General features: G+C 65.7%; 23 protein-coding genes. 14 read left to right on the forward strand and 9 right to left on the reverse strand.

Features of this window, described 5'->3' with window-relative positions:
- The first annotated feature begins 3 nt into the window (after nt 1–3).
- Entirely contained in the window at nt 4–666 is a 663-nt protein-coding gene (locus tag FS507_RS06360; protein ID WP_145942048.1) for a response regulator, read from the forward strand.
- A gap of 14 nt (nt 667–680) precedes the next feature.
- Here FS507_RS06360 and FS507_RS06365 read toward each other — a convergent pair whose 3' ends face one another.
- Nucleotides 681–1,094 carry a YccF domain-containing protein gene (locus tag FS507_RS06365; RefSeq protein WP_145941959.1) on the reverse strand — a complete coding sequence of 138 codons (414 nt, stop codon included), beginning with the start codon at nt 1,092–1,094 and terminating at the stop codon, nt 681–683.
- A gap of 156 nt (nt 1,095–1,250) precedes the next feature.
- Between FS507_RS06365 and FS507_RS18060 the strand changes: the two genes are divergently transcribed.
- Nucleotides 1,251–2,459: an HNH endonuclease signature motif containing protein gene (locus tag FS507_RS18060; RefSeq protein WP_222121394.1), complete on the forward strand. Its 1,209-nt coding sequence runs from the start codon at nt 1,251–1,253 to the stop codon at nt 2,457–2,459.
- 96 nt (nt 2,460–2,555) lie between these two features.
- On the opposite strand, the gene FS507_RS06375 is transcribed toward FS507_RS18060, so the two are convergent.
- Nucleotides 2,556–3,962, reverse strand: coding sequence for an MFS transporter (locus FS507_RS06375; RefSeq protein WP_260853192.1), 1,407 nt, complete (start codon nt 3,960–3,962; stop codon nt 2,556–2,558).
- A 144-nt stretch (nt 3,963–4,106) separates the two neighbouring features.
- On the opposite strand from FS507_RS06375, the gene FS507_RS06380 reads away from it, so the two are divergent.
- A complete protein-coding gene (locus FS507_RS06380) occupies nt 4,107–4,817 on the forward strand; it encodes a hypothetical protein (protein ID WP_145941961.1) in 711 nt (236 codons plus the stop codon).
- Here the strand turns inward: FS507_RS06380 and FS507_RS06385 are convergent.
- Nucleotides 4,799–5,818, reverse strand: a complete 1,020-nt coding sequence (locus FS507_RS06385) for a bile acid:sodium symporter family protein (protein ID WP_145941962.1) — start codon at nt 5,816–5,818, stop codon at nt 4,799–4,801. The genes FS507_RS06380 and FS507_RS06385 overlap by 19 nt on opposite strands.
- Before the next feature lie 248 nt (nt 5,819–6,066).
- Between FS507_RS06385 and FS507_RS06390 the strand changes: the two genes are divergently transcribed.
- Nucleotides 6,067–7,845 carry an alkaline phosphatase D family protein gene (locus FS507_RS06390; protein WP_145941963.1) on the forward strand — a complete coding sequence of 593 codons (1,779 nt, stop codon included), beginning with the start codon at nt 6,067–6,069 and terminating at the stop codon, nt 7,843–7,845.
- A gap of 13 nt (nt 7,846–7,858) precedes the next feature.
- Nucleotides 7,859–8,587 (forward strand): DNA alkylation repair protein, encoded by a 729-nt coding sequence (locus FS507_RS06395; protein ID WP_145941964.1) that lies wholly within the window; start codon nt 7,859–7,861, stop codon nt 8,585–8,587.
- On the opposite strand, the gene FS507_RS06400 is transcribed toward FS507_RS06395, so the two are convergent.
- The 3 genes from FS507_RS06400 to FS507_RS06410 are packed head-to-tail and all read right to left on the reverse strand — an operon-like array spanning nt 8,581 to nt 11,932.
- A complete protein-coding gene (locus tag FS507_RS06400; protein WP_145941965.1) occupies nt 8,581–9,513 on the reverse strand; it encodes a 3-hydroxyacyl-CoA dehydrogenase in 933 nt (310 codons plus the stop codon). The genes FS507_RS06395 and FS507_RS06400 overlap by 7 nt on opposite strands.
- Before the next feature lie 19 nt (nt 9,514–9,532).
- On the reverse strand, nt 9,533–11,116 hold the full coding sequence (locus FS507_RS06405; RefSeq protein WP_145941966.1) for a PTS ascorbate transporter subunit IIC: 1,584 nt from the start codon (nt 11,114–11,116) through the stop codon (nt 9,533–9,535).
- Nucleotides 11,117–11,128: 12 nt separating this feature from the next.
- Nucleotides 11,129–11,932, reverse strand: a complete 804-nt coding sequence (locus FS507_RS06410) for a PTS sugar transporter subunit IIA (protein WP_145941967.1) — start codon at nt 11,930–11,932, stop codon at nt 11,129–11,131.
- 105 nt (nt 11,933–12,037) lie between these two features.
- Here FS507_RS06410 and FS507_RS06415 point away from each other — a divergent pair, with 105 nt between their 5' ends.
- Nucleotides 12,038–12,556, forward strand: coding sequence for a hypothetical protein (locus tag FS507_RS06415; RefSeq protein ID WP_145941968.1), 519 nt, complete (start codon nt 12,038–12,040; stop codon nt 12,554–12,556).
- 25 nt (nt 12,557–12,581) lie between these two features.
- Nucleotides 12,582–13,460, forward strand: a complete 879-nt coding sequence (locus FS507_RS06420; protein WP_260853193.1) for a CoA transferase — start codon at nt 12,582–12,584, stop codon at nt 13,458–13,460.
- On the opposite strand, the gene FS507_RS06425 is transcribed toward FS507_RS06420, so the two are convergent.
- Together FS507_RS06425 and FS507_RS06430 are read right to left on the reverse strand one after the other, a co-directional pair.
- A complete protein-coding gene (locus FS507_RS06425; RefSeq protein ID WP_145941970.1) occupies nt 13,452–13,997 on the reverse strand; it encodes a GNAT family N-acetyltransferase in 546 nt (181 codons plus the stop codon). The two genes, FS507_RS06420 and FS507_RS06425, sit on opposite strands and share 9 nt — an antisense overlap.
- Before the next feature lie 11 nt (nt 13,998–14,008).
- Nucleotides 14,009–14,296, reverse strand: a complete 288-nt coding sequence (locus tag FS507_RS06430) for a hypothetical protein (RefSeq protein WP_145941971.1) — start codon at nt 14,294–14,296, stop codon at nt 14,009–14,011.
- A 237-nt stretch (nt 14,297–14,533) separates the two neighbouring features.
- Between FS507_RS06430 and FS507_RS06435 the strand changes: the two genes are divergently transcribed.
- The 3 genes from FS507_RS06435 (at nt 14,534) to FS507_RS06445 (ending at nt 17,070) form a co-directional block, all read left to right on the forward strand.
- Entirely contained in the window at nt 14,534–15,292 is a 759-nt protein-coding gene (locus tag FS507_RS06435; protein WP_145941972.1) for a hypothetical protein, read from the forward strand.
- Between the two features lie 78 nt (nt 15,293–15,370).
- Entirely contained in the window at nt 15,371–16,048 is a 678-nt protein-coding gene (locus FS507_RS06440) for a hypothetical protein (RefSeq protein WP_145941973.1), read from the forward strand.
- Nucleotides 16,049–16,122: 74 nt separating this feature from the next.
- Entirely contained in the window at nt 16,123–17,070 is a 948-nt protein-coding gene (locus FS507_RS06445; RefSeq protein ID WP_145941974.1) for a D-isomer specific 2-hydroxyacid dehydrogenase family protein, read from the forward strand.
- A gap of 19 nt (nt 17,071–17,089) precedes the next feature.
- On the opposite strand, the gene FS507_RS06450 is transcribed toward FS507_RS06445, so the two are convergent.
- Nucleotides 17,090–17,692 (reverse strand): DUF1990 family protein, encoded by a 603-nt coding sequence (locus tag FS507_RS06450; protein ID WP_145941975.1) that lies wholly within the window; start codon nt 17,690–17,692, stop codon nt 17,090–17,092.
- Between the two features lie 124 nt (nt 17,693–17,816).
- Here FS507_RS06450 and FS507_RS06455 point away from each other — a divergent pair, with 124 nt between their 5' ends.
- From FS507_RS06455 to FS507_RS06470, 4 genes are all read left to right on the forward strand, one after another.
- Nucleotides 17,817–18,620, forward strand: coding sequence for a S1 family peptidase (locus FS507_RS06455; protein ID WP_260853194.1), 804 nt, complete (start codon nt 17,817–17,819; stop codon nt 18,618–18,620).
- A 449-nt stretch (nt 18,621–19,069) separates the two neighbouring features.
- Nucleotides 19,070–20,854, forward strand: a complete 1,785-nt coding sequence (locus tag FS507_RS06460; RefSeq protein ID WP_145942051.1) for a BCCT family transporter — start codon at nt 19,070–19,072, stop codon at nt 20,852–20,854.
- A gap of 93 nt (nt 20,855–20,947) precedes the next feature.
- A complete protein-coding gene (locus FS507_RS06465) occupies nt 20,948–21,802 on the forward strand; it encodes a 3-hydroxybutyryl-CoA dehydrogenase (protein ID WP_145941976.1) in 855 nt (284 codons plus the stop codon).
- A 77-nt stretch (nt 21,803–21,879) separates the two neighbouring features.
- Nucleotides 21,880–22,089 carry a CsbD family protein gene (locus tag FS507_RS06470; protein ID WP_145941977.1) on the forward strand — a complete coding sequence of 70 codons (210 nt, stop codon included), beginning with the start codon at nt 21,880–21,882 and terminating at the stop codon, nt 22,087–22,089.
- Nucleotides 22,090–22,152 lie beyond the last annotated feature (63 nt).

The following is a 22,152-nucleotide window of genomic DNA, read 5'->3' on the forward strand; positions in this document are numbered from 1 at the left end:
GGCATGCGCGACATGTGTGTTCTCGTCGTTGACGATGACTTCCGAGTCGCGTCAATCCATGCGGACATCGTCTCAGGAGTACCGGGATTCCAGGTGCAGGCGACAGCAGGTACCTGTGCCGAGGCGCGGGCGGCGATGGCCGCGCAGTCGCCGGACCTCATCCTCGCGGACGTCTACCTGCCTGACGGCGACGGCATCGAACTGGTGCGTAGCAGCGGGACGGATGCATTCGTCCTGTCCGCAGCGGTGGAGTCGGCCACCGTCCGCCGCGCCCTGACAGCTGGTGTCCATGCGTACCTCGTCAAACCGTTCACCCGCCAGTCGCTGGTTGATCGGTTGGAACGGTTCGGCAGGTTCCGGAAGACGATGATGACGCCTCATCCGCTGAAGCAGGAGGAGATTGACCGGGCGTTGTCCGTGATGCACGGGACATCCCAGCCTGTGACTGCGGCGGGCAGTACCACTGAGAGCCTCGTCCTCGACGCGCTGGGGACGGAGGAGCGGTCCGCCGCTGAGGTCGCTGAGGTCGCCGGTGTGTCCAGGGCCACGGCCCAGCGGCGGCTGTCGGCCCTGGCGGGCCGGGGTGTGGTGACCGTGAGGCTGCGCTACGGCAGTTCCGGACGCCCGGAACACCTGTACGCCCGCTCAAGCGGTGCAGGGTGGTGAACTCTACCCTGCAGTCAGGACCCCGGGGCCGGGATGACCTTGGTCGAGGAGTCCGCGATGATGGCCTTACCGAACGGGAAGCACGTCACGGGGATCATCTTGAGGTTCGCCCAGGCGAGGGGGAGTCCGATGATGGTGATCGCCTGAAGCGCGGCCGTGGCGATATGGCCGAGTGCGAGCCACAGGCCCGCCACGAGGAACCACACGAGGTTCATCAGGCCCGAACCGACCCCGGCACCGTTCCTCCGGACGACGGTGCGACCGAACGGCCACAGGGCGTAGCTGGCCATTCTGAATGATGCGACGCCTGCGGGGATGGTGATGATGAAGATGCAGGCGATGAGACCGAAGACGACGTAGCCGATGAACAGCCAGATACCACCGGTGACAAGCCAGAGGATGTTGAGGACGATGCGGAGAAGGCTCATGTGTCCGATTCTAGGTGCAGTTAGTCTCTGAGGTAGCGGAGCAAGAATTCTGTCGTTTCTGGCAATTCATCGAACACACGTTCGATTCAATGTATATATCCTGGTTTTCGTGTCCGTCCTGTGCGATACAGTGTTCGTATCTACAAGGAGGGGACCATGACCAGCACCTACACCACCGAACCCACCACCGGCCAGAGCTACACCTCTCTCGCCACGCAGTATTCCGTCCAGATCAACACCGCCGAGCTCGAACTCGTCGCTTTCCTTGTCGGCATCCCGGAGGACAGCCGCCTGGCCACCGCCCAGGCCGTCCGACGCCGGACCACCCGCGAGGCCTACCGTTACGCCCATGCCGCCGACATCGCCGAGCGCATGCCGGGCCTGTTCGACCACTTCCGGGACGACGGTCGTTACTCCGTCGACCATCTCGACGCGATCTGGAGCCGCATCAACCGGCACGCTGGCGCACTCCACGCGGCCGGGGCAGAGGTGCCGCGGTGTCTCGACGCCGCCGTCGCCCTCGGCATCGCCGACTGGATCGCCACCACCGGCATCACCGTGTTGACTGCACTGGCGGATGTCGCCGATGAGGTGCTGTGCACCGTGGCTCCCCTGATTGTGGAGGCGACCGAGAAGGATGAGGCGGAGGTGGTGTCCCTGACACGTCGCGGGAGCCGCTTCACTCTGGACTGCGGCAGCGAGTTCGTCGCTGATGCACTGTGGTCGTCGATCAGTGCTGCCGCGCTGGAGGTGCGCCGGGAGGTCCTTGCCGACCAGGCCGACCAGACCGACCAGGCCACAGAGACCGCACTTCCGTCGCCTCCGTCGATGTCCCGGTGCCGTGGTGAGGTCGCTCTCGGTGTACTCGGTGGGCGGCGTGATCAGCTCAACGTCACGGTGAACACCTACCGCGTGCGTGACGACGCCGCGTCCTACATCCTCGGTTCCGGGTGGGTGTCCCCTGCCACGGGCGCGGAACTGACAGCTATCGCCCGGCACATCCGCGAACTCCCGCCGCTCGAGCAGGTTCCGGACACCGAGGCCTACCGGTTCACGACCCTGCAGCGGGTTCAGATTGAGGGACGTGACGGGCACTGCCGGTTCCCCGGCTGCGAGATCCCCGCCGATGCGTGTGAGCATGACCACCTGGTCAACTCCCCGCACACCGACCCCGACAGTGACGGGCCGACGAGTGTGACCAACGGGATCTGTCTGTGCCGGACCCACCACACCCTCAAGACCGCCGGGGTGTGGGAGCCCACCACCCCGGATGATGCGGTCACGCTGCGCTGGCACGGACCCGGCGGCAGCAGGGTCACCACGGTCGCCGCCGGCCCACTGTCCCCGGCAAGACATCCGCTGTGACATGCCCGCCCCGCAGGCGGGGATCACGGACGGTTACTCGACGGTCATGACCTTGACCGCCGAGCACACGAGCATGCCCGAGACTTCTCGGTGCGGCTACGTGTTTCTTTCTTGGGCTCCCCGCACTTTCGGCAATGTCCATGCCGCCACGAGTAGGAGCAGCGCGGCACCGACAACACCGTAGAAGACGCCCCGGGTGGCGTCCACAACGGTGGCGGGGTCGGAGTCCCCTCCGCCACCGGAGATGATGGCGTTGGAGATCGTGCCGTACACCGCGACCGCGACAGCACTACCCGCTGAGCGGGCGAACATCGTCAGTCCGGTGACTTCGGCCCGTTCCGACCAGCCGACTGACGACTGCGCAGCCACCACGTTCGGTGCTGCGGTGAAACCGAGCCCGGACCCCAGGACGATCGCGACTGCGACGATGAGCCAGATGTTCTGCTGGCCCACCACCAGGAGCAGCAGGAGCGTGCCGACCATCACGATCGAGGACCCCAGCGTGATCGAGGCGCGGAATCCGTGCGGGACGTAGATTCGGCCGGCATTCGCGCTGGCCAGGGGCCAGGCAATGGTCAGGGCCGCGACGGCGATGCCGGCGGCCACGGGTGTGGCTCCGGCAGCCCGTTCGAGGTAGGTGGGCACGAAACTTGTCAGCCCCAACACGATCCCGCCGATCGCGGCTGAGATCAGCACGGCATGGACGATGAGTCGCCGGGAGAGCAGCCGCAGGTTGACCACCGGTTCCGCAGCATGGCGTTCGACGAACACGAACAAAGCCAGGGCGGCAACTCCACCGGCGAAACACACCAGCGATGCAGTCGAGGTCCAGGCCCACGCTTCTCCGCCTTCCAGCAGGCCGAGCAGCAGCAGGGTCAGGCCGAGAGTGAGGACGAGGGCTCCTTCGATGTCGATGCGGTGCCGTGTCCTCTCGACGTGCTCGCTGAAATTGCGCCACACCATCACAGCGGCGAGCAGCCCCAGCGGAATGTTGATCGCGAAAATCCAGCGCCATGACACGTACTGGGAGAACAGTCCGCCGATCAATGGCCCGAACATCGACGAAATCGCCCAGACACTGGCCAGGTATCCCTGGACCTTCGCCCGCTCGCGCACGGTGTATATGTCGCCGGCGATCGTCTGTCCCATCGGCTGAACGGCTCCCGCGCCCATTCCCTGGACGATCCGGCAGAGGATCAGGACGGTCATCGTGGGTGCGAAGACGGCGAGGGTGGATCCGAGGATGAAGATCGCGATGCCGGTCAGGATCACCGGCTTGCGCCCGTATGTGTCCGCGAGCTTGGAGAACACCGGCACGGTGACGGCCTGGGCGAGCAGGTACCCCGAGAACAGCCAGGGGTAACGGGAGAATTCGCCGAGGTCCGCGACGATACTGGGGACTGCGGTCGCCAGCACGGTGGAATCCACGGCCATGAGGGCCGAGGACAGCATGATCGCTATGAGGATGGGGCCGCGGCGGTCCCGGAAGACTGACATCGCCATTTGTTCCATCGTAGCGAAACGCGGAGGGTCGGAGGGGAAGGTGGGGAAGGCGGGGAAGGTGCCGACGAAAAGCGTTCTGTAGCGCGGTACCGGGCTGGTGTGGCACGGTGGTGGTGACACTGCTGTGAACTACAGATACTGGAGATGAGCCCTGTGCGTGATGTGACCGGAACTCGACGAGCCAAGCTCCTGCCCGCGGCAGGGCTCGCTGCAGTGACAGCCGCCGGGCTTTTTCTCGCCGCCTGTGACACTGACGGGGCAGGTGTGGACGAGGCGCAGGACAGTGGGGGAGCTGTCACGGCAGACCCGGACGACGCTGCGCTCTCCGGCGACATGTCCAGCGAACAGCAGCCCGACGGGGCCGGAGAGAAGGAATCTGCCCCGCAGCCGACCCCGGGGGACGCACCCGCCGATGAGGGAGGTCCGGCCCCCGAACCGGCCCCCGAACCGCAAGCGCCGTCGGAGGGGCAGGCACCACAGCAGAACCGTGTTGAACTTGCTGACTACACCGTCCCGCTGAACGCCCAGGACACGATGATCTGCATGTTCCGGGAGAGTCAGGAAGCTGACGGCTTTGACTGGGGGTGCCAGGCGGAGAACTTCCATGCCGGCTGGGACGCTACGCGCGGTGGTGACGCCAACGGGGTCGCCTACCGTGCCGGTGGGGATCCCGAACTGTATGCCCTGCTGGGCAATGTAGCGGGCGTCAATAACGCGGGTGGTCTCGACGACGGCAGTGTCACCAGTGTCGGGGACCGGTTCGTGGTTGACCTGACTCAGCCGGACACTGCCTTGATCACGGCCGACGGAGTCACCACCCGGGTGACCGCTGACAGCTACGACATCGTCGGTTGATCTGCCGTGGCATCCTGCGCCGCGTCGCCGGGGGCAGGTGCCGCGGTTTGCTCGGGGATGGGGCGACGTCGGACCAAGGCCGCGTAGACGGCACCGGTGATGTTGTGCATCACAGCGGCGACGGCGCCGGGAAGTGCCGCTTCAGGTGAGAAGAACCGTCCGGCCATACCGGAGGCGAGTCCGGCGGACTGTGTGCCGATCTCGATCGCCATGGTGCGGTTGACCGGCTCGGGCAGCCGGAAGAGTCGACCGGTCAGGTAGCCCAAGGTGTAGCCGCAGAGGTTGTGCAGCAGGACGGCAGCGAAGACGATCAGGCCGATCTGGGCCAGACGGTCGGCGTTGGTGGCCACGGCGGGGAAGACCACGCCACCGATGCCGACGATCGACAGCCACGGCAGGACGGGGGAGATCTTGTCGACCCACCGGTTGAGGAAGGTGCGGATCAACAAGCCGCCGATGACCGGTAGGAGCACGGTCTGCACGAGAGTCAGCGCCATGCCGGCACCGTCGACCTCTGTGCGTGTGTCGGCGAGCAGGAGCATCAACGCCGGCGTCATCACGGGGGAGACGATCGTGGAGATACTGGTCATGGCGACTGAGACAGCCACATCCCCCTTGGCGAGGTAGGCGATCACGTTGGAGGCGGTCCCGCCTGGAACGGACCCCAGCATCAACAGCCCGACGGCGAGGGCGGGGTTGAGCCCCAGGATTTTGGCGACGGCGATCGCCAGAAGCGGCATGATGACGAACTGGGCGACCACGCCGATGATCACCGGGGTGGGGCGTTTGGCGATGATCTTGAAGTCCGGCACCGTCAACGTCAGTCCCATGGCGAACATGATCACCATGAGGAAGAGGTTGATGTAGTCCGTCAGCGGGATGAAGGGATCCGGCGCGAAAAACGCGACGACGGTGCCGGCGAGGATGAACAGGGGGAAGGCCGTGACTGCGACGGCAGCCGAGCGGTCCTCCGGGGCGGGGCGGGAGTCGTGATTCGTCATGGTGTCCGAATCTAACGGTAGATCATGCAGTTTCCCAAAATATGAACGAAAGAATCTCATATAGCGAGAAGTGTGTCTGGCGGCATAACTGAATCACGGATGAACATCTGGGCAACAGTCGGCAAAAGAATACTGTTCTGAACAGCGAAAAAGTCGACAGGGCATTACTGTGAGCCTCCGTCAAGGTGGCCGGAACCCGTCCGGCGACCCGATAAGAGACGGAGAACCACGCTGTGCCGATGAGGCCGATGACAACGAGACCACCTGCACCTGCCGGGACGGGGGTGACGAGGCGACGGTTCCTCGCTGGTGCCGTCGCCGCCGGGGTCGCTGTCGGTGGTATGACGCCCCGGTGGTCCGGGGCTACCGCCACCGCCGGCAGTGGGGCGCCCGGTCACGGAGCTTTCCTGCATTCCGTCGCTTCCGGGGATCCGTGGCCCGACAGCGTCGTCATCTGGACCCGGGTCACGCCCGTTTCCCAGGCAACGCCGGGCTCCGGTGCGGGAGACCCGACCCGTGTGCACTGGGAGGTGTCCACGGACTCCCGTTTCGACGTCGTCGCGGCAGCCGGGGAGACGACCACCGGACCGGACCGCGACCACACCGTGAAGGTCAATGTCACAGGCCTTGCCCCGGCCACCACCTACTACTACCGGTTCACGGTGCTGGACGGCCCGTCGGCGGGGGACGTCTCCCGTACCGGGCGAACCCGCACCACGCCCGCGGACGACGTCGCACCGGACCACCTGCGCTTCGGGGTGTGTTCGTGTTCGAACTACGAGGCAGGGTACTTCCGTGCCTACCGGGAACTCGCTGACCGTGACGACGTCGAGTTCGTCCTGCATCTCGGTGACTACACCTACGAATACGACTCCGGTGAGTACGGCGCAGCCTACGGCACGATCGTGCGGACCGTGGAACCACGCGAACGTACCCGCACCCTTGACGGCTACCGGGTCCGTCAGGGGCACTACCACCGGGACCCGGACCTTGCCGACCTGCATGCCGCTAAGCCCATGGTCTGCATCTGGGACGATCACGAGTTCTTCGACAACGCGTGGCGCGACGGCGCCACCGGCGATTCCGACTACGGCGGGCCACAGGAGTATGCGGCGGTGAGGCAGGCGGCGACCCAGGCCTACTACGAATGGATGCCTGTACGCGCGGGACAGGGATTCGGCACGGACGGTAACCGCCACCTCTACCGGCACCTTCGCTACGGCACGCTCGCCGAACTGATCCTTCCCGATCTCCGAACGTACCGTGACCTGCAGGGTTCCCCGATCACCGCAGCTGCGGACGGTCGCACGATGATGGGACAGAATCAGTTCGACTGGTTCGCGGGCGTCCTGGCGACATCGACGACCACGTGGCAACTGGTCGGGAACTCCGTGATGTTCGCTCCGATGACCCTGCCGCACTCACTGGATCCGCGGTTGCACGACTGGCTGGTCGACAAGATCGGCCTGCCACCGGAGGGCGTCGCGCTGAACACGGACCAGTGGGACGGGTACATGGCGGAACGTCGGCGCATCATCGACCTCATCATGACCGGGGAATCCGGGCCGGACGGTCCAGGAATGAACGTCGTCTTCCTCACCGGTGACATCCACTCCTCGTGGGCCGCAGATATCCCGGCCAGGGCGGGGGAGTACCGGCTGGGCAGGGACACGACCGTCGCGGCGGCCGAGTTCATCGTGCCGTCGGTGACCGCTGCGAGCGCCTTCGATTCGATTGTGCCGACCAGTGCCGCCGCACCCGCTGTCCGCGAGGCCCTGCGGCTGGGTGAAGGGCTGCTCACGGATGTGGACCACTGGTACAAGTACGTGGACCTGAGCCGACACGGGATGATGGTGGTCGACGTGGACCCGTCACGGACCCAGGTGGACTGGTATCACGGGGATGTCCTGGGCCCGTCTGACCCCGTCACCTACACGACGGGCCTGCAGACGTTCGCCGGGGACCCCGGTGTCCGTCCTGCCGGAGGAGAGCTCGACCGGTCCCGGACCGTCTACGCCCCAGCGTGATTAGGATGGCGGCATGACTGAGACCCGCCCCGCCTCCCCCACAGTGGTAGACGCCGCTGTCGCCGACGTCCGGGACGCCCTGTCCCGGCTGGCTGACCCGGACATCCTGCACGTCAACCACCGTCACGGCGACGACCACGCAGTCAACCTGACGAAGCTCCGCGCGGTGGCGAAAGAGACGGGCACCGGCCGCACGGCCGCGGTGAAACACGAGATCGGCACGGCGTTGTGGCAGACCGGAGATTCCGCCTGCCGACTTGCCGCGACCCTTCTGCTACGTCCGAAAGCGATGGACACCGACGAACTGGACGAGATGCTGCGCGACGCCCGGACCCCGAAGGTCCACAACTGGCTGTTGAACTACGTGGTGATGAAGAGCGGACGTGCCGATGAACTTCGGCCACGGTGGTTCGACGACCCGGATCCGACCGTTGCCTCCGCCGGATGGGCATTGACGACGCAGAGGCTGGTCAAGCGCGGGGACGAGGTGTCCTCAACCGAGATCTGTGGTCTGCTCGACACCATTGAGAGCACCATGGCTGGCAGTGGGGAACGACTGCAGTGGGCCCAGAACGAGTGTCTCGCCCAGATCGGCATCCACTACCCGGGGTTCCGGGACCGAGCCGTGTCGGTCGGCGAGCGGCTCGGCGTGCTCAAGGACTATCCGACGCCGAAGAACTGCACGTCCCCGTACGCTCCGGTGTGGATCGCCGAGATGGTGTCACGGCAGTCGGGTCAGTAGATCTCCCAGTCGGGGTTCGGGCGGACGATCTCTCCGTAGGCGTCGTACTCGTAGAATCCGACACCGTCCCCGAGACCCGCCCGGCCCTTGTCGATCCCGCGTTCCTGGAGGAGGTCGGCGAACTTCTTCTGGTTCTCTGTGGCGTCCGCATTCCCGCGGGTGATGTTCACCGAGACGTTGAAGCCGACGGTGTCGAAGACCTCGAAGGGGCCGGACGGCGCTCCGGTGGCGATCTTCCAGTCACGGTCGATGTCCACGGGGTTCGCGGCGTCAGCGACATAGAGCCCCGCTGCGGCGTCCAGCCACGGGATCAACAGACTGTTGAGCAGGTAGCCGGGGATCTCCTTGCGTATCGGAATGGCCTCGAGGTTGATCTCCTCGGCGAATGCCACGGTGCGGTCGAACACGGTCCGGTCGGTCTTCGGGGTCGCCATCACCTCGCCGGTGTTGAACTTCCAGACGAGGTTGGCGAAGTGCAGCGCCAGGAAACGGTCCGGATGCCCGGTGGCGTCGGCGAAGTCGGAGGGACGCAGTGACGAGGAGTTGGTCAGCAGGATGGTGTGGCCGGGAACGGCTTCCCCGACCTGGGACCAGACCTGCTTCTTCAGCTCGAGGTTCTCGGGGATCGCCTCAATGACGACGTCGGCACCGCTGACAGCGTCGGCGAGGTCCGTGGACGGACGGATCCGGGCGATCGCTTCGTCGAAGAGTTCGGGCGTGTAGCCGGTGACGTCGGTCGAGTAGTACCCGCGCATCCACTCCCAGCGGTCCGGGAGCTTGTCGAGGAGCTCCTGGCTGATGTCGTAGGCGACCACGTTCTTTCCCGCGTAAGCGGCCTGCATCACGATCTGGGAGCCGAGGACGCCGGTTCCCAGGACGGTGACTTCGGTGAGGTGACTGTTCCCGTTAGTGTTATTTTCACTCATGTCCGCCAAGGTACGCCCGTCATGACTCTGGCGGTGGCGGGGGAACCGGGGCACCCTTGGGAGGCGCGATCTTCGGGTACGAGGTTCCGTCAGCAGGTCCGGCCGGCGTGGTCTCGACGGCGGATTCTGAGAATTCTGCGTCCTCACCGACCCAGCTCCCGCCGTCCCGTCCGGGCGCGGCGTCCCAGTGACCGTCCACGAGCTTCCTCTGGACGAGTAGTGCGGCGGCAAAGACCGCGGCAGCCACGATGACGATGACGACGAGACCCCACACACCTGCGGGGGCATTGCCGATGAGCAGACCGAACCATCCGAAGTCGGCGTCGCCGAACGTGGTGTTCTCGCCCGAGAGGTCGCCGAGTACGTTGATCAGGAACGCTGGTAGGATCGTGATGACCACGCCGTTGACGAAGGCGCCGGCGACCGCTCCCCGGCGGCCACCCGTCGCATTGCCGTAGACACCCGCAGCGCCGCCGGTGAAGAAGTGAGGCACCAGGCCGGGGAGGATCAGAGCCGCGCCGAACGCCGGGTTCAGCCACGTCGACAGGATGACGAGTGCCACCAGGCCACCGGAGAAGCTGGAGATGAAACCGATCAGCACGGCGTTCTGGGCGTAGGGGAACACGATCGGGGCGTCCAGGGCAGGGATGGCGCCGGGGACGACCTTGGCGGCGATGCCCTGAAACGCAGGGACCAGCTCGCCGAGGATCGTGCGGACACCGAAGAGGATGACGGCCACAGCCACGCCGAACTGCAGGCCCTGGGTGACGGCCTGCATCAGGTAGTTCCCCATGTCGGTGGCGACAGAGTCGTCACCGAAGGCAGTGAACGCCTCGTCCTGACCGGCGCGGAGCACATACAGGACTGCAAGGACGAGGTACATCAGCACCATGGACAGGGCGGTGGCGACCATGGAGTCCCGCAGGAACCGGAGCCCCTCCGGGACCTTGAGGTCCTCGGCGGACGGGGACGCTTTGGTTCCCTTTCCGCTGACGGCCTTGCCGACCGCGCCGGCGGCGATGTAACCGGCGGTGCCGAAGTGCCCGATCGCGACCGAGTCGTCTCCGGTGACTTTCCGGGTCCAGGGGTGGGCCAGGGCGGGGAGAGAGACCATGAGGACACCCAGCAGGACCGCGCCCAGACCGACCACGATCCAGTCCGCGTAGTCTGCGGTGACCAGGATGATGGTGATCATCGTCGCCATGAACAGCACATGATGACCGGTGAGGAAGACGTACCGCAACGGGGTGAACCGCGCGAACAGCAGACTGACCACGTAGCCGAGGATCATCAGCCAGGCGACCTGGGAACCGAACTCCTCCTGTGCGATACCGGCGATGGCTTCGTTGGTGGGGACCACACCGTGCATGCCGGTGGCCCCCTCGATCATCACGCCGAGCGGGTCGAGTGAGGCGGTGACCAGGGTGGCCCCGGCACCGATGAGCAGGAATCCCAGCACCGCCTTGATGGCGCCGCCGGCGACCTGTCCGGCACTGCGCCGCATGGCGATCAGTCCGATGGCGGTGAAGATACCGATGAGGAATGCGGGGACAGCGAGGATCTCGTTGACGAGGAACTGTGGGACGGCGAGCAACCAGTCCATGGTGGTTCTCCTTTACAGGGCGTAGAGCGCACGCAGCGCTGCATCGACGTCGCGGGCGCTGGTGAAGTTCTCCACGACCCGGACCGGTATGCCGGGGTCACCCAGCGTCTTGGCGATTTCACCGGAGGTGAGGATCAGGTCGGCATCCTTGGCCTTACCTTTCGCGGAAATGGTGTCGGTGGCTTCCACGGAAACCAGCGCATCCCATCCCCACCGCTTGAGGACGTCCTCGGTGGTGTTCTTCAGGAACAGGCTGGTGCCCAGCCCGTTCCCGCAGACGGTGAGGATGTGGTTGCGTGAGTCGCCTCCGGGATAACGTCCCCCCTCTGCGACGGAGGAGGACGTCGCGGGTTTCTCGTCCTGCCCGTCCCGTCCGTCGAGGACGGCGATGATCTCTGCCGGGCTCTGCGCCGCATCCAGCTTCGTGCGGGTCGCGGTCCGTCCGACGACCCGGGCCAGTTGCGCCATGGCGCTGGTGTGCGTGGACGCGTCGGTCGCCGCCAGTGCGACGACCAGATTGACCGGGTCGTTCTTCTCGTGCCCGAAAGCGACGGGTTCGGCCAGACGTACCCAGCTCAGGGCGGTCTGGTGGACGGCGTCGCTGGGACGGGCGTGTGCGAACGCGAAGCCGGGGGCCACGACGATGTACGGGCCGTTGTCCACCACGGAATCGATCATTGCCCGGGTGTAGGCGTGGTCGATGGCCCCGGTGTCCTCCAGGAGTTTCCCGGAGCAGCTGACGGCGGCTCTCCAGTCGGCGGCATCGACATCCAGGGCGATCCGGTTCTCGGACAGGAGTGATGTGAGGGTGCTCATGAGGCACATACTATCGGCCTCGAACAGGAGCAGGGGAGAGCCTCGGGCCATGTCCGTGGTGTGTCGTAGTCTCGGAGGGACAGCACCGTTCGAGGAGGAAAACCAGTGGATCAAGAGCATCGCTATTCAGCGCAGAACCCCTATGGCCAACCGGGGCAGGGCATCCCGGAGGACGTGGCCTCCTACGTGAGCGCCACTGCCTTGGATCCGCGGGAACGGTTGCGGAAGTACCGGCCGACCATGGTCAAGAAATGTTTCGCCTGGGCCGGTGCGGTCCTGGGCGTGCTCATGGTCCTGACGTTGTTGTCGTCGGACGCGGAGAATCTGGTGGCGGACGCACTGCTGAGCATCGGGTTCGGCGCGATGATGTTCGTCCCCGGCGCCTACTGGCTGGTGTGCAACCGGAGGGACTCGAAGACACTGTCTGAATGGATGGTGTCCCACCAGGCGTACCAGGCGAACTGGGACCTACTCGCCCGCGACGAGCAGGCGATGTTCGCCCCACCCGAGGCGCTCCCCGTCCTGCCCCTGCGGCGCTGGAAGACGGTTGCGGTGGTCATCATCGCCGCCTTCTTCGTGGCGATGGCCGGGTCCATGCTTCTTCCGGAAACCACGGTGGCGTGAGCCCGACCCGCGTAGCATCATGACCATGGATCGACCTCTGACTGGTGTGAATGTCGTCTCGCTGGCGGTGAACCTGCCGGGACCGGCTGCGGCCCACCGGTTTCACCGCTTGGGGGCTTCGGTGACGAAAGTGGAGCCACCGACCGGCGACCCGTTGGCACTCGCGGCACCCGGATACTACGCCCACTTCACCGAGGGCCAACAGACCGTGACGCTGGACCTCAAGGACGAGGCAGGGCAGGGGGAACTCCACGGGTACCTCGGAGCGGCCGACCTGTTGATCACCTCGCACCGTCCGCGCGCCTTGGTCAGGCTCGGCCTCGGCTGGGAAACCCTGCACGGTCGGTACCCGCAGCTGTCACAGGTGGCGATCGTCGGCAGTGAGGGCGACGACGCTGACACCCCGGGCCACGATCTGACCTATCAGGCGCAGGCGGGGACGATCGCGATGTCCGGGGACGGGCCGGTGATGCCGTCCCTGCCGGTGGCCGACCTGGGAGGTGCCGAGCGCGCCGTCGCTGACGGTCTCGCGGCCGTGTTCCGCGCGAGGATGTCGGGGGAGGGGCAGTTCCGCGAGGTCGGCCTGGCGCAGGTGGTGGATGACTTCGCTGCATCGACGCGGTTCGGGCTCGCAGGCCCCGGCGCAGTTCTCGGAGGAGGATTCCCCCTCTACGGCATGTACCCGGCGCAGGACGGGTTCGTCGCGGTCGCCGCCATCGAACCGCACTTCGCCGTGGCACTCGCCGAAGCGATGGGGCTGGGTTCTCCGCTGGAGGTGACTGCCGACCAGTTGAGGGACTTCTTCGGCGAACACTCCGTGGGCTACTGGTCCAGGTGGGCGCTCGACCACGAGCTGCCCGTCGTCGGCGTCCGGGACGGGCAGACCGATGCTCAGTCAGACTGACCGACGGTAGGCCAGGCGCCGGGCGACGTCCAGTCCCGCCGCCTGTTCGGCCTCCCGGATCGCAGTGAGGTCCGGTCCCAGTTCGTCGTCGGCGAGTGGAAGGAAACCGAGCCGGCGATACAGGGGGCCGTTCCACGGAACGTCGACGAAGGTCGTCAGACATACCGCAGGAAAACCCCGGCGACGAGCGTATTCCAGTGTGACGTTGATCAGCCGGGTCCCGAGCCTCTGTCCGCGGCATGCCGGGTCCACCGACACCTGTTCAATCAGACAGTCGCCGTCCGCAGTCCCCACCCACAGCCACGCGGCGAGATGTCCGGAGGCGTATCTCCCGGCACCGTCGATGACCAGGACACACCCGTCGGCGACAGCAGCAGTGAGTTCGGCGGTACCCGGTGGTTCGTCATCTGCCACGGCATCGAGCCCGACCGACCGGAAAGGTTCGCCGGCGCGTCGTTCCAGCTCCTGGATCAGGGGGATGTCAGAAGCATCGGCGAGACGGGCGGGGCCGAGATCGTCCTCCGGGGAGAATGTCACGGCCTGTGCGCCTAGGAGAGGGGCGAGGTCTGAGCCCCAGGTGCATAGGGTTCGGTGTCGCCGACAGTGTCCGGTTCCCCGTCTGCACCTGAGATGGTGCCGGTCTCGGACGGCTCAGCGGACCCGCTCGCAGATGAACTCGTCGGAACACCTGCCCCTTCGTAACCGCTGTCCGGGGTGACCTCGGTCGACGGAGCGGTTCGTTCGCTGTCGTTCTCGCTGGGCGGCTGGCAGGCGGTCGCCCCCAGTGCCAGAACAGCGGCAGCGAGTAGGGCAGTGGTCCGGCGGGTGCGGGTCATCTCATCTCTCCTGAGTGAGTCAGCAGTGGATCAGCAGGAGGTAGTCACGTCCTCCCGTATGTACTCGCCATTGAGCATAGTGGGTCAGACCTGCGGGTTGGTACACGGGCAACCCCGGATGCGGATAACATGGGGTGCCTGGGCGTCCCGGACAGTATCTGACGTGCCCCGGACCGATTGTCGGACGGGGGCTGCCGGGGCGTGGACCGACGAGTCAGCAGGAGACAGGGAGAGACGATGAGTATCAGCCGCCGGGGTAAGTCGCGGAAGGTGTCCGGGGCCTGTCGGCTCGCTGCCGTCGGCATGCTGGTTGTCGGGGGCGGTGCCGTGGCCGCGGCTGTGCCGGCAGCAGCGGATCCGGTCCTCCCCACGATCAACCCCAGGACCTCCATCGCCGTCAACTCACCGATCTACAACGGCGGGACCGCCAATGCCGGGGAAACACGGCCGGGGCTGTCGATCGTGAAGCTGTACATCGTCGATCACGCCTTACGCCACGGCGACGGTTCGGACTCGGACCGGGCCTTGTCGGAGCGTGCGGTGCGTGCCAGCGACGACGCCGCGGCTGCGCAGCTCTACGCCAAGTACCCCGACAGCATCGACGCGACCGCCCGCGAGTACGGGTTGACCTTGACCGACGGTCACGCCGACTGGGGGTACTCGACGACGTCGGCGGCCGATGCCGCCTCGTTCCTGCGTGCGAAGCAGCTCCGTGACCCGTCCTCACCGATCCTGCACTGGATGGAGACGGCCGAACCGGTGGCTGCGGACGGTACACGCCAGAACTGGGGGACCGACAACCTCCCGTTCGTGACCGGAACCAAATGGGGCTGGTCCGACGAGGGACCCTCTGTCGTCGCCAGCGCATCCGTGGGCGGGTCATTGTTCAGCGTCGCCGCAGTCACCTACGGCACGGCAGGCGAGCAGACCGGTGATGTCATGGCGTATCTGCCCACGGTGCCGTCGGGTCCGTGGGACGTGCCGTTGTCACGCTGACCAGTGCGCCGGTGAGGTAGTCTTTTCGTGGACCGGGCACGGTGGCGATGACCGTGCCCAGACGGAAAGGACGTGGCGATGAGCCCGAACGGTCGGTGGGGTACGCAGGGTGACGGTGAGCGCCCGGAGGACGAGACTCCGACAACGGCGTGGGACCGTTCGGGTTCGGCACCGGGGCCAGGCGATGTCCCGCCCGACGAGAACCCGACGACGGTGTGGTCCGGCGGTACTCGACCGCCGTCACCGGAGCCCCCGCGGTACCGTCACGGCGACGCCGATGAAACACAGGTGATCCCGCCTGCCCAGCCGGACTACCGGCAGCCGTACGGCGACCCGTACGTGCAGGAGCAGTATGCACGACAGCAGTACGGTCAGCCGGAGTTCGGAGCCGCGCAGGACGGCCCCCGGGGCGGGAAGAAGCGGCGGGGTGTTCTGGCTGTGATCCTGCTGGTCCTCGCGGCTCTGGTTGCTGTCGCGCTGATTCTGGTTGTCTTCGTGTTCGGTGATGACGACGAGGGTGGTCCCGCACCCGCTCCGACGACGCCGTCGGCCCCTCAGACCACCCAGGAGCAGGCTCCTCAGGAGACGACCGGGGACGACCCGGCCGCTCCTCCCTTCGAACTCCCCAGTGACATCGAGATCCCCTCCGAACTGGAGGATCTGCCCAGTAATCTCCCTGATCTTCCGACTCTCGACCCGGGTCTTGAAGACCAGCTCAACGACACCCTCGATCAACTCCGTGAGCGACTCGGCTGACCGTAGCGGAGGGTCAGGGGTACGTTCGGGGGTGCCGGGGCGGTAGTTCGGTCACAGAAGGTATGACTGGGTGCATGACCCGACAGACAACATCCCTGAACATCTTCACCGCCAGGTTCCCCCTGCCCGAGACGCGGGCCGCGTTGGAGAACGCCGGAGCCGTGCTCGTCGACGATCTCGCGGAGGCGGACGCGTTCATCTGCCACGGGGTCGCTCCGGCAGACTTCCCTGATCTCCCCGTCCGGGTGAAATGGGTCCAGCTGTGTCAGGCGGGTATCGAGGGTTTCTTCGCCGAAGGAGTCATCACCGCCGGCCAGGAAGGGGACCGCCGATGGTCCAATGCGTCCGGGGTCTACGGACGTCAGGTCGCGGAGAGCGCGGTCGCACTGCTGCTGTCCGTCACCCACATGCACAAGAAGATCGCGCGCGCGGCCAGCTGGTCCGTGTGGCGTGATGTCGACGAGAACACCCGGTGGCTGCACGGCGCGACCGTCGCGGTAGTCGGTGCGGGAGGGATCGGGCGTCACCTCATCGAGATGCTCTCTCCGTTCGGGGCCGACGTCATCGCAGTCAACCGCACCGGGCATCCGGTGGAAGGTGCCGCGCGGACCGTCTCGATCGACAACCTCAGGGATGCCGTCGCCGCGGCCGACCACACCGTGATCGCCGTTCCTCTGACGGACGAGACCCGGGGCCTGTTCGACGCGGATCTCTTCTCGGAGTTCCGGCCCGGGGCCACGGTGATCAACGTCGCCCGCGGTCCCGTGGTGGTGACCGACGATCTTGTCGCGGCGCTGGACTCAGGTCAGCTCGGCGGGGCAGGCCTTGACGTGACTGACCCGGAGCCCCTGCCGGACGGCCATCCGTTGTGGAACATGGACAATGTCACCATCACCACTCATTCGGCGAATACCCGGGCGTCGATGGACACTCAGCTGGCAGGGCCGGTCGCGGAGAATTACAGGGCATTCATCGCAGGCGACCGCATGCCGACGGAACTGGACCCAGCCAAAGGCTACTGACGAATCGTCTCCGGGCTGGTCACGCAGCCTCCATGCCGTTGATGTAGGCGGACGCCATCCTGGCCTGGATCCGGCGACCGAGCGCACCACCGACCCGGGTGATCAGGCGGCCCGGGCGGGAGAAGGCGCTGACTGTCGCGGTGACCGTTCCGTCCTCGTTGAGCGACACCCCGAAAAACTCCTCGCCGCACTCGACGTGGCCCGGCAGTGTCCCGTAGATCATCGAGGACGGCCCCGCCGTCAGGACCAGGCAGGGGGAGTCCAGTGGGGTGAGCAGGCCCCGGCCCGGGGTGACGGTGACGACGTCGCCCGGGGCGAGCGGGGCGTCCGCAGACAGAGGAGTGCCACTGCGGTACAGGGGCGCGCCGGCGACACGGTGCGCCCGTCCCGAAAAAAGGTTCGTCAGCGCCCTGTCGCGGTCGGCGGCCCCGTGTCCGATGACACGACTGTGGCTGAGGTGGTGGAACCCTCCGCTGCGGAGTCGTTCAGCGATCACGGGATGGTCGTCGATGTCGTGGATCGACGCGGACAGCCCGGCCATGTCCTGCGCATACGTCAGATCGCGTTCGGTCTGCCGGCGGTCCGGCGGTTTCGGCGGGGAGGACGGACGGCGAAGCGGCATGGGGGCAAGGCTACCGGTACCTCCGGACAGTGTGCCCGATTACTTTCTGCCCTGAGAGCATATGTGTCTGTGACACGCTACAATCCCCTACGTACCGCCCCCGGCTCAGCGAAGGAACACCATTATGCGTAGAACAACCGTGACGGCCGAATCCTCAGGCAGTCGTCCTCGACGCTCGATCGGCAGAATCCTGTCCGCCGGGGCGATGGCGGTCGCACTCGTGACCGGTGGATCTGCCATGGCGCTGCCGGCCACCGCAGCAGCCGAGACGTCGACGCATGCAGGTGACGGCATCGTCATCACCACAGCCGACGGTCGGGAGTCGATCTGCACCTTGAATTCGGTCGCTGAGCGGGACGGCACTTTCTACGGTGTCACGGCCGGACACTGCCTCAACCCGGAGGAGATCGGCTCACCGGTCGTGGAGATATCCACCAAGGACGGACGTCTACTCGCTGACAACGAGGACATCGACGCCGGTGGGGTGATCCGGGGAGGCACCGCGAATCCTTTCGAACCGTTCGCCGGGCTCGACGACTTCTCCTGGTTCCGCCTCGACGACTCGGTGACTCCGGATCCGGGCCAGGTGTCCAGCACCGCCGACACCGGAATCCCGGTGCTCGACGACTTCCTGCGTGGCGCGAGCCAGCCGCTGGGTGACCCGGTGCCGGTGAGCCAGAACCTGGTGGGCAGCATCGTCTGCAAGGACGGCACGATGTCGGGTCGCACCTGTGGCCCGGTGCTTGCCGTGAACGCCGAGACGGAGGAGATCACGGCGCTCATCCCGGCGATCGGAGGGGATTCGGGCAGTCCGCTCCACGTGGCCGGTAAGGACGGGAAGCGCCACATCGTGGGGACGTTGTCCAACGGCACCCCGGTCCTGTTCAACACATTCGACGGGACGCGCGAACACCTCGACAGCATCTGACGTATCCGGGTCTGAGACAGCTCGGACAGACATTCCAGCGGCCTGTCAGGGTTCTCCAACATCGTCGTCGTACTGTCGGAGACATCGCCACCCCGGGCCACCCCGGGCCGCCTCGGGGCCATCTCGGGTGGTGAGGTGATATCCAGGACGGTCGTCGCGAAAGGACCCCGTATACGGCAGCTGAGCATTCTCCTCTTGAAACGTCAGCAGGTGACCCCCGGTTCGTCAGGAGCCGGGGGTCACCTGTGTCTGCAGGGCTCTCCTCGTCTTATGGCGAGCCTGAGACTTCTCTGTAGACTCGGGGAACAGTTGTCCACTTGACCTCAACCATCCGGGTGCGACACCATGCTCGGTCGCAGTCCGGAGGAACCGGATATGATGTGACTTCTTCTCCTGAAAGTTCACCTGCCTCCCGCGAAACGGCAGCCCGCAGCGACACAGGGGAGGAGGTGACGAAGCGCGGCCCGGACCGGCTCGTCCTCTGGGTGTCCGCCGGATTCATCGTTCTGTTCGTTGCAGTCTGTGTGATCTTCGGCGATGGTGCGCGGGACTCATTCTCGACGGTCTCCGGTTGGTTGATGACGAACCTCAACTGGCTCTACGTCGGTGGGGTGACCATAGCGCTGCTGTTTCTCATCGCCCTGGCGTTCAGCCATTTCGGTCGGATGCGGCTGGGCCCGGACGGCGAGAAACCTGAATACTCCTTGAAGAGCTGGTTCGCCATGCTGTTCGCCGGTGGCCTGGGTAGCGTGCTGATGTTCTGGGGCGTCGCGGAGCCGATCAACCACGCGGTGAACGTTCCCATGCAGAATGAGGAACCCATGTCCCATGAGGCTGTCAACCAGGCCATGGGCTTCACGATGTACCACTTCGGTATCCACATGTGGGTCATCTTCGCCCTGCCCGGACTGGCACTCGGGTACTTCATCTACAAACGCAACCTGCCACCGCGGGTGTCCTCGATCTTCGCTCCGATCCTGGGCGGGGCCATCTACTCCTGGCCCGGAAAGCTCATTGACGCGCTGTCGATCATCGGCACCGTCTTCGGTATCGCCGTCTCCCTCGGCCTCGGGACGCTGCAGATCGAGTCCGGGCTGGGTACGGTGTTCGGAATCGACGGCTCGACACTGCTGCTCGTCGGCATCATCGTCGTCATTGTCGCGGCCGCGTGCTGGTCGGTCGCCGCCGGCCTCGACAAGGGCATCAAGAACCTCTCGAACATCAACATCATCTTCGCGGTCGTGCTGATGCTGTTCGTCCTGTTCGCCGGGCCGACGCTGATGTTGTTGCGGGGCACGATGGACACCGCGTCCCTGTATGCGGAATGGTTGCCGAGGCTGATGTTCTGGTCCGATGCCGACGAGATCACAGCGGAGGGCTGGCAGGGCACGTGGACGGTCTTCTACTGGGCCTGGACGATCTGCTGGTCGCCGTTCATCGGCATGTTCGTGGCGCGCATCTCCAAGGGGCGCACTGTCCGTGAATTCGTCGGCGGCGTGCTGGCACTACCGGCGCTGTTCATCCTGGTGTGGTTCGCCGTCTTCGGTTATGCGGGGCTGAATGCCGAACGCCAGAACCCGGGGAGTGTGTCCGGCCCTGTCGTGGAGGACGGGGATGCTGCGTCGTCGCTGTTCATCCTTCTCGACACCATGCCGTGGAGCACCGTGGTCAGCGGCTTCGCCCTTGTCGTGGTCGCCATCTTCTTCGTGACGTCCATCGATTCATCGGCCCTGGTGACCGACATGTTCGCCGTCGGGGAGGAGAACGTCACACCGACGTGGCAGCGGGTACTGTGGGCGATATCGATCGGAGCCGTCGCCGCGGCGATCCTGGTGATGTCCCCTGATGCAGGCATCGAAGCGCTGCAGGAGGTGGCGATCATCATCGGGCTTCCGTTCTTCCTCATGTTCTTCGTGATGATGTACTCGATCCTCAAGGGGATGAACAACGACTACCACGCCAGGCCGGAACCCAGGACCAGGCAGTGGGAGAAGACGGACAGCCCCGAAGCGCTGGAAGAGAATGAACGCAGGCCCGCCCCCGGCTACGACGAGTCCGGTGACGAGCTTCCCGTCGCGACGTACGACGAGGAAGGTAACTTCATCGTCCCGAGCAACACATATGTGGCGGGCGACCTCGGAGTCGTCGGCAGCGTCGGAAAAGCCGACCCTGCACACTTCGGTGACTCCGAGGAGACTGGTGCCCCCGATTCGGACGAAAACCGGTCTGAGTAGGACCGCGGGGATAGGCTGGGGACGCAGGAAAGCTGGTCGCCCGGGCATGACTGAGCATGCCCGGGCACATTACGGAAAACGAAGGAGAACACGATGGTTCAGCGGGTAGGCGTCATCGGAGCAGGCCAGATGGGCGGCGGCATCGCCGAGGTGGCCGCCAAGTCCGGCAGTGATGTCCTGGTGTGGGAAGCCACGCAGGATGCCCTGGACTTCGGTAGGTCCAAGATCGAGAAGTCCCTGGCCAAGGCGGTGGATCGGGGCAAGCTCAGTGACGAGGACCGCGACGCGGCGCTGGCGCGTCTGACGTTCACCACCTCGCTCGAGGATTTCGCCGACCGTGAACTGGTCATGGAGGCGATCATCGAGAACGAGAAGATCAAGAAGGACGTTTTCGCGCAGCTGGACGCCATTGTCGAGGACAAGACCGCACCGCTGTGCTCGAACACCTCCTCGCTGCCCATCCAGGCGATCGCCTCGGCCACCGAGAACCCCGGCCGAGTGATCGGTCTGCACTTCTTCAACCCGGTGCCGGTGCTTCCCCTGGTCGAAGTCATTCCCGCGCTGACCACGGATGAGGCGACCGTGGACACCGCCCGCACCTACGCCACCGAGGTCCTGGGCAAGACCGCCATCCAGGCCAAGGACAGGTCCGGTTTCATCGTGAACTTCCTTCTGGTGCCGTACCTGCTGTCGGCAGTGCGCATGGTCGAGCAGGGCGTCGCCACCAAGGAAGACATCGACACCGGCATGAAGCTCGGTGCCAGCCACCCGATGGGCCCGCTGACCTTGGCGGACATGGTCGGTCTCGACACCTGCGCGTTCATCGCGGACGTCATGCTCGAAGAGTTCGGCGACCCGGCCTACGCCTGCCCGCCGCTGCTTCGTCGCATGGTCCAGGCGGGGCACCTCGGACGTAAGTCCGGCAAGGGTTTCTACGACTACGCATAGATCCCTGCACACCGGTCGACATTTCACTACAGTCGTCGGTGCAAGCCTTTTTACGTCAACAGCGAAGGAGAGCTTTAATGTCAGGGTTCGACGACATCAAGAACAAGGCGGAGGACGCCGCCGGTCAGGCCAAGGAAGCCGCGGGAGACGCCGCTGGCAATGACGATCTGAAGAACGAAGGCAAGGCCGACCAGGTCAAGTCGGACGCGAAGCAGAAGTTCGAGGACGCCAAGGAAAAGGCCACCGACAAGGCCAACGAGGTCATCGGCAAGTTCAAGGACAACTGACCGCAGTCTCCAGCTGAGATGAAGAACCCCACCCCCGGTTCCGGGCGGTGGGGTTCTCATCGT

Origin of the sequence: Corynebacterium glyciniphilum AJ 3170, from assembly GCF_007673095.1 — a bacterium.
Taxonomy (GTDB): domain Bacteria; phylum Actinomycetota; class Actinomycetes; order Mycobacteriales; family Mycobacteriaceae; genus Corynebacterium.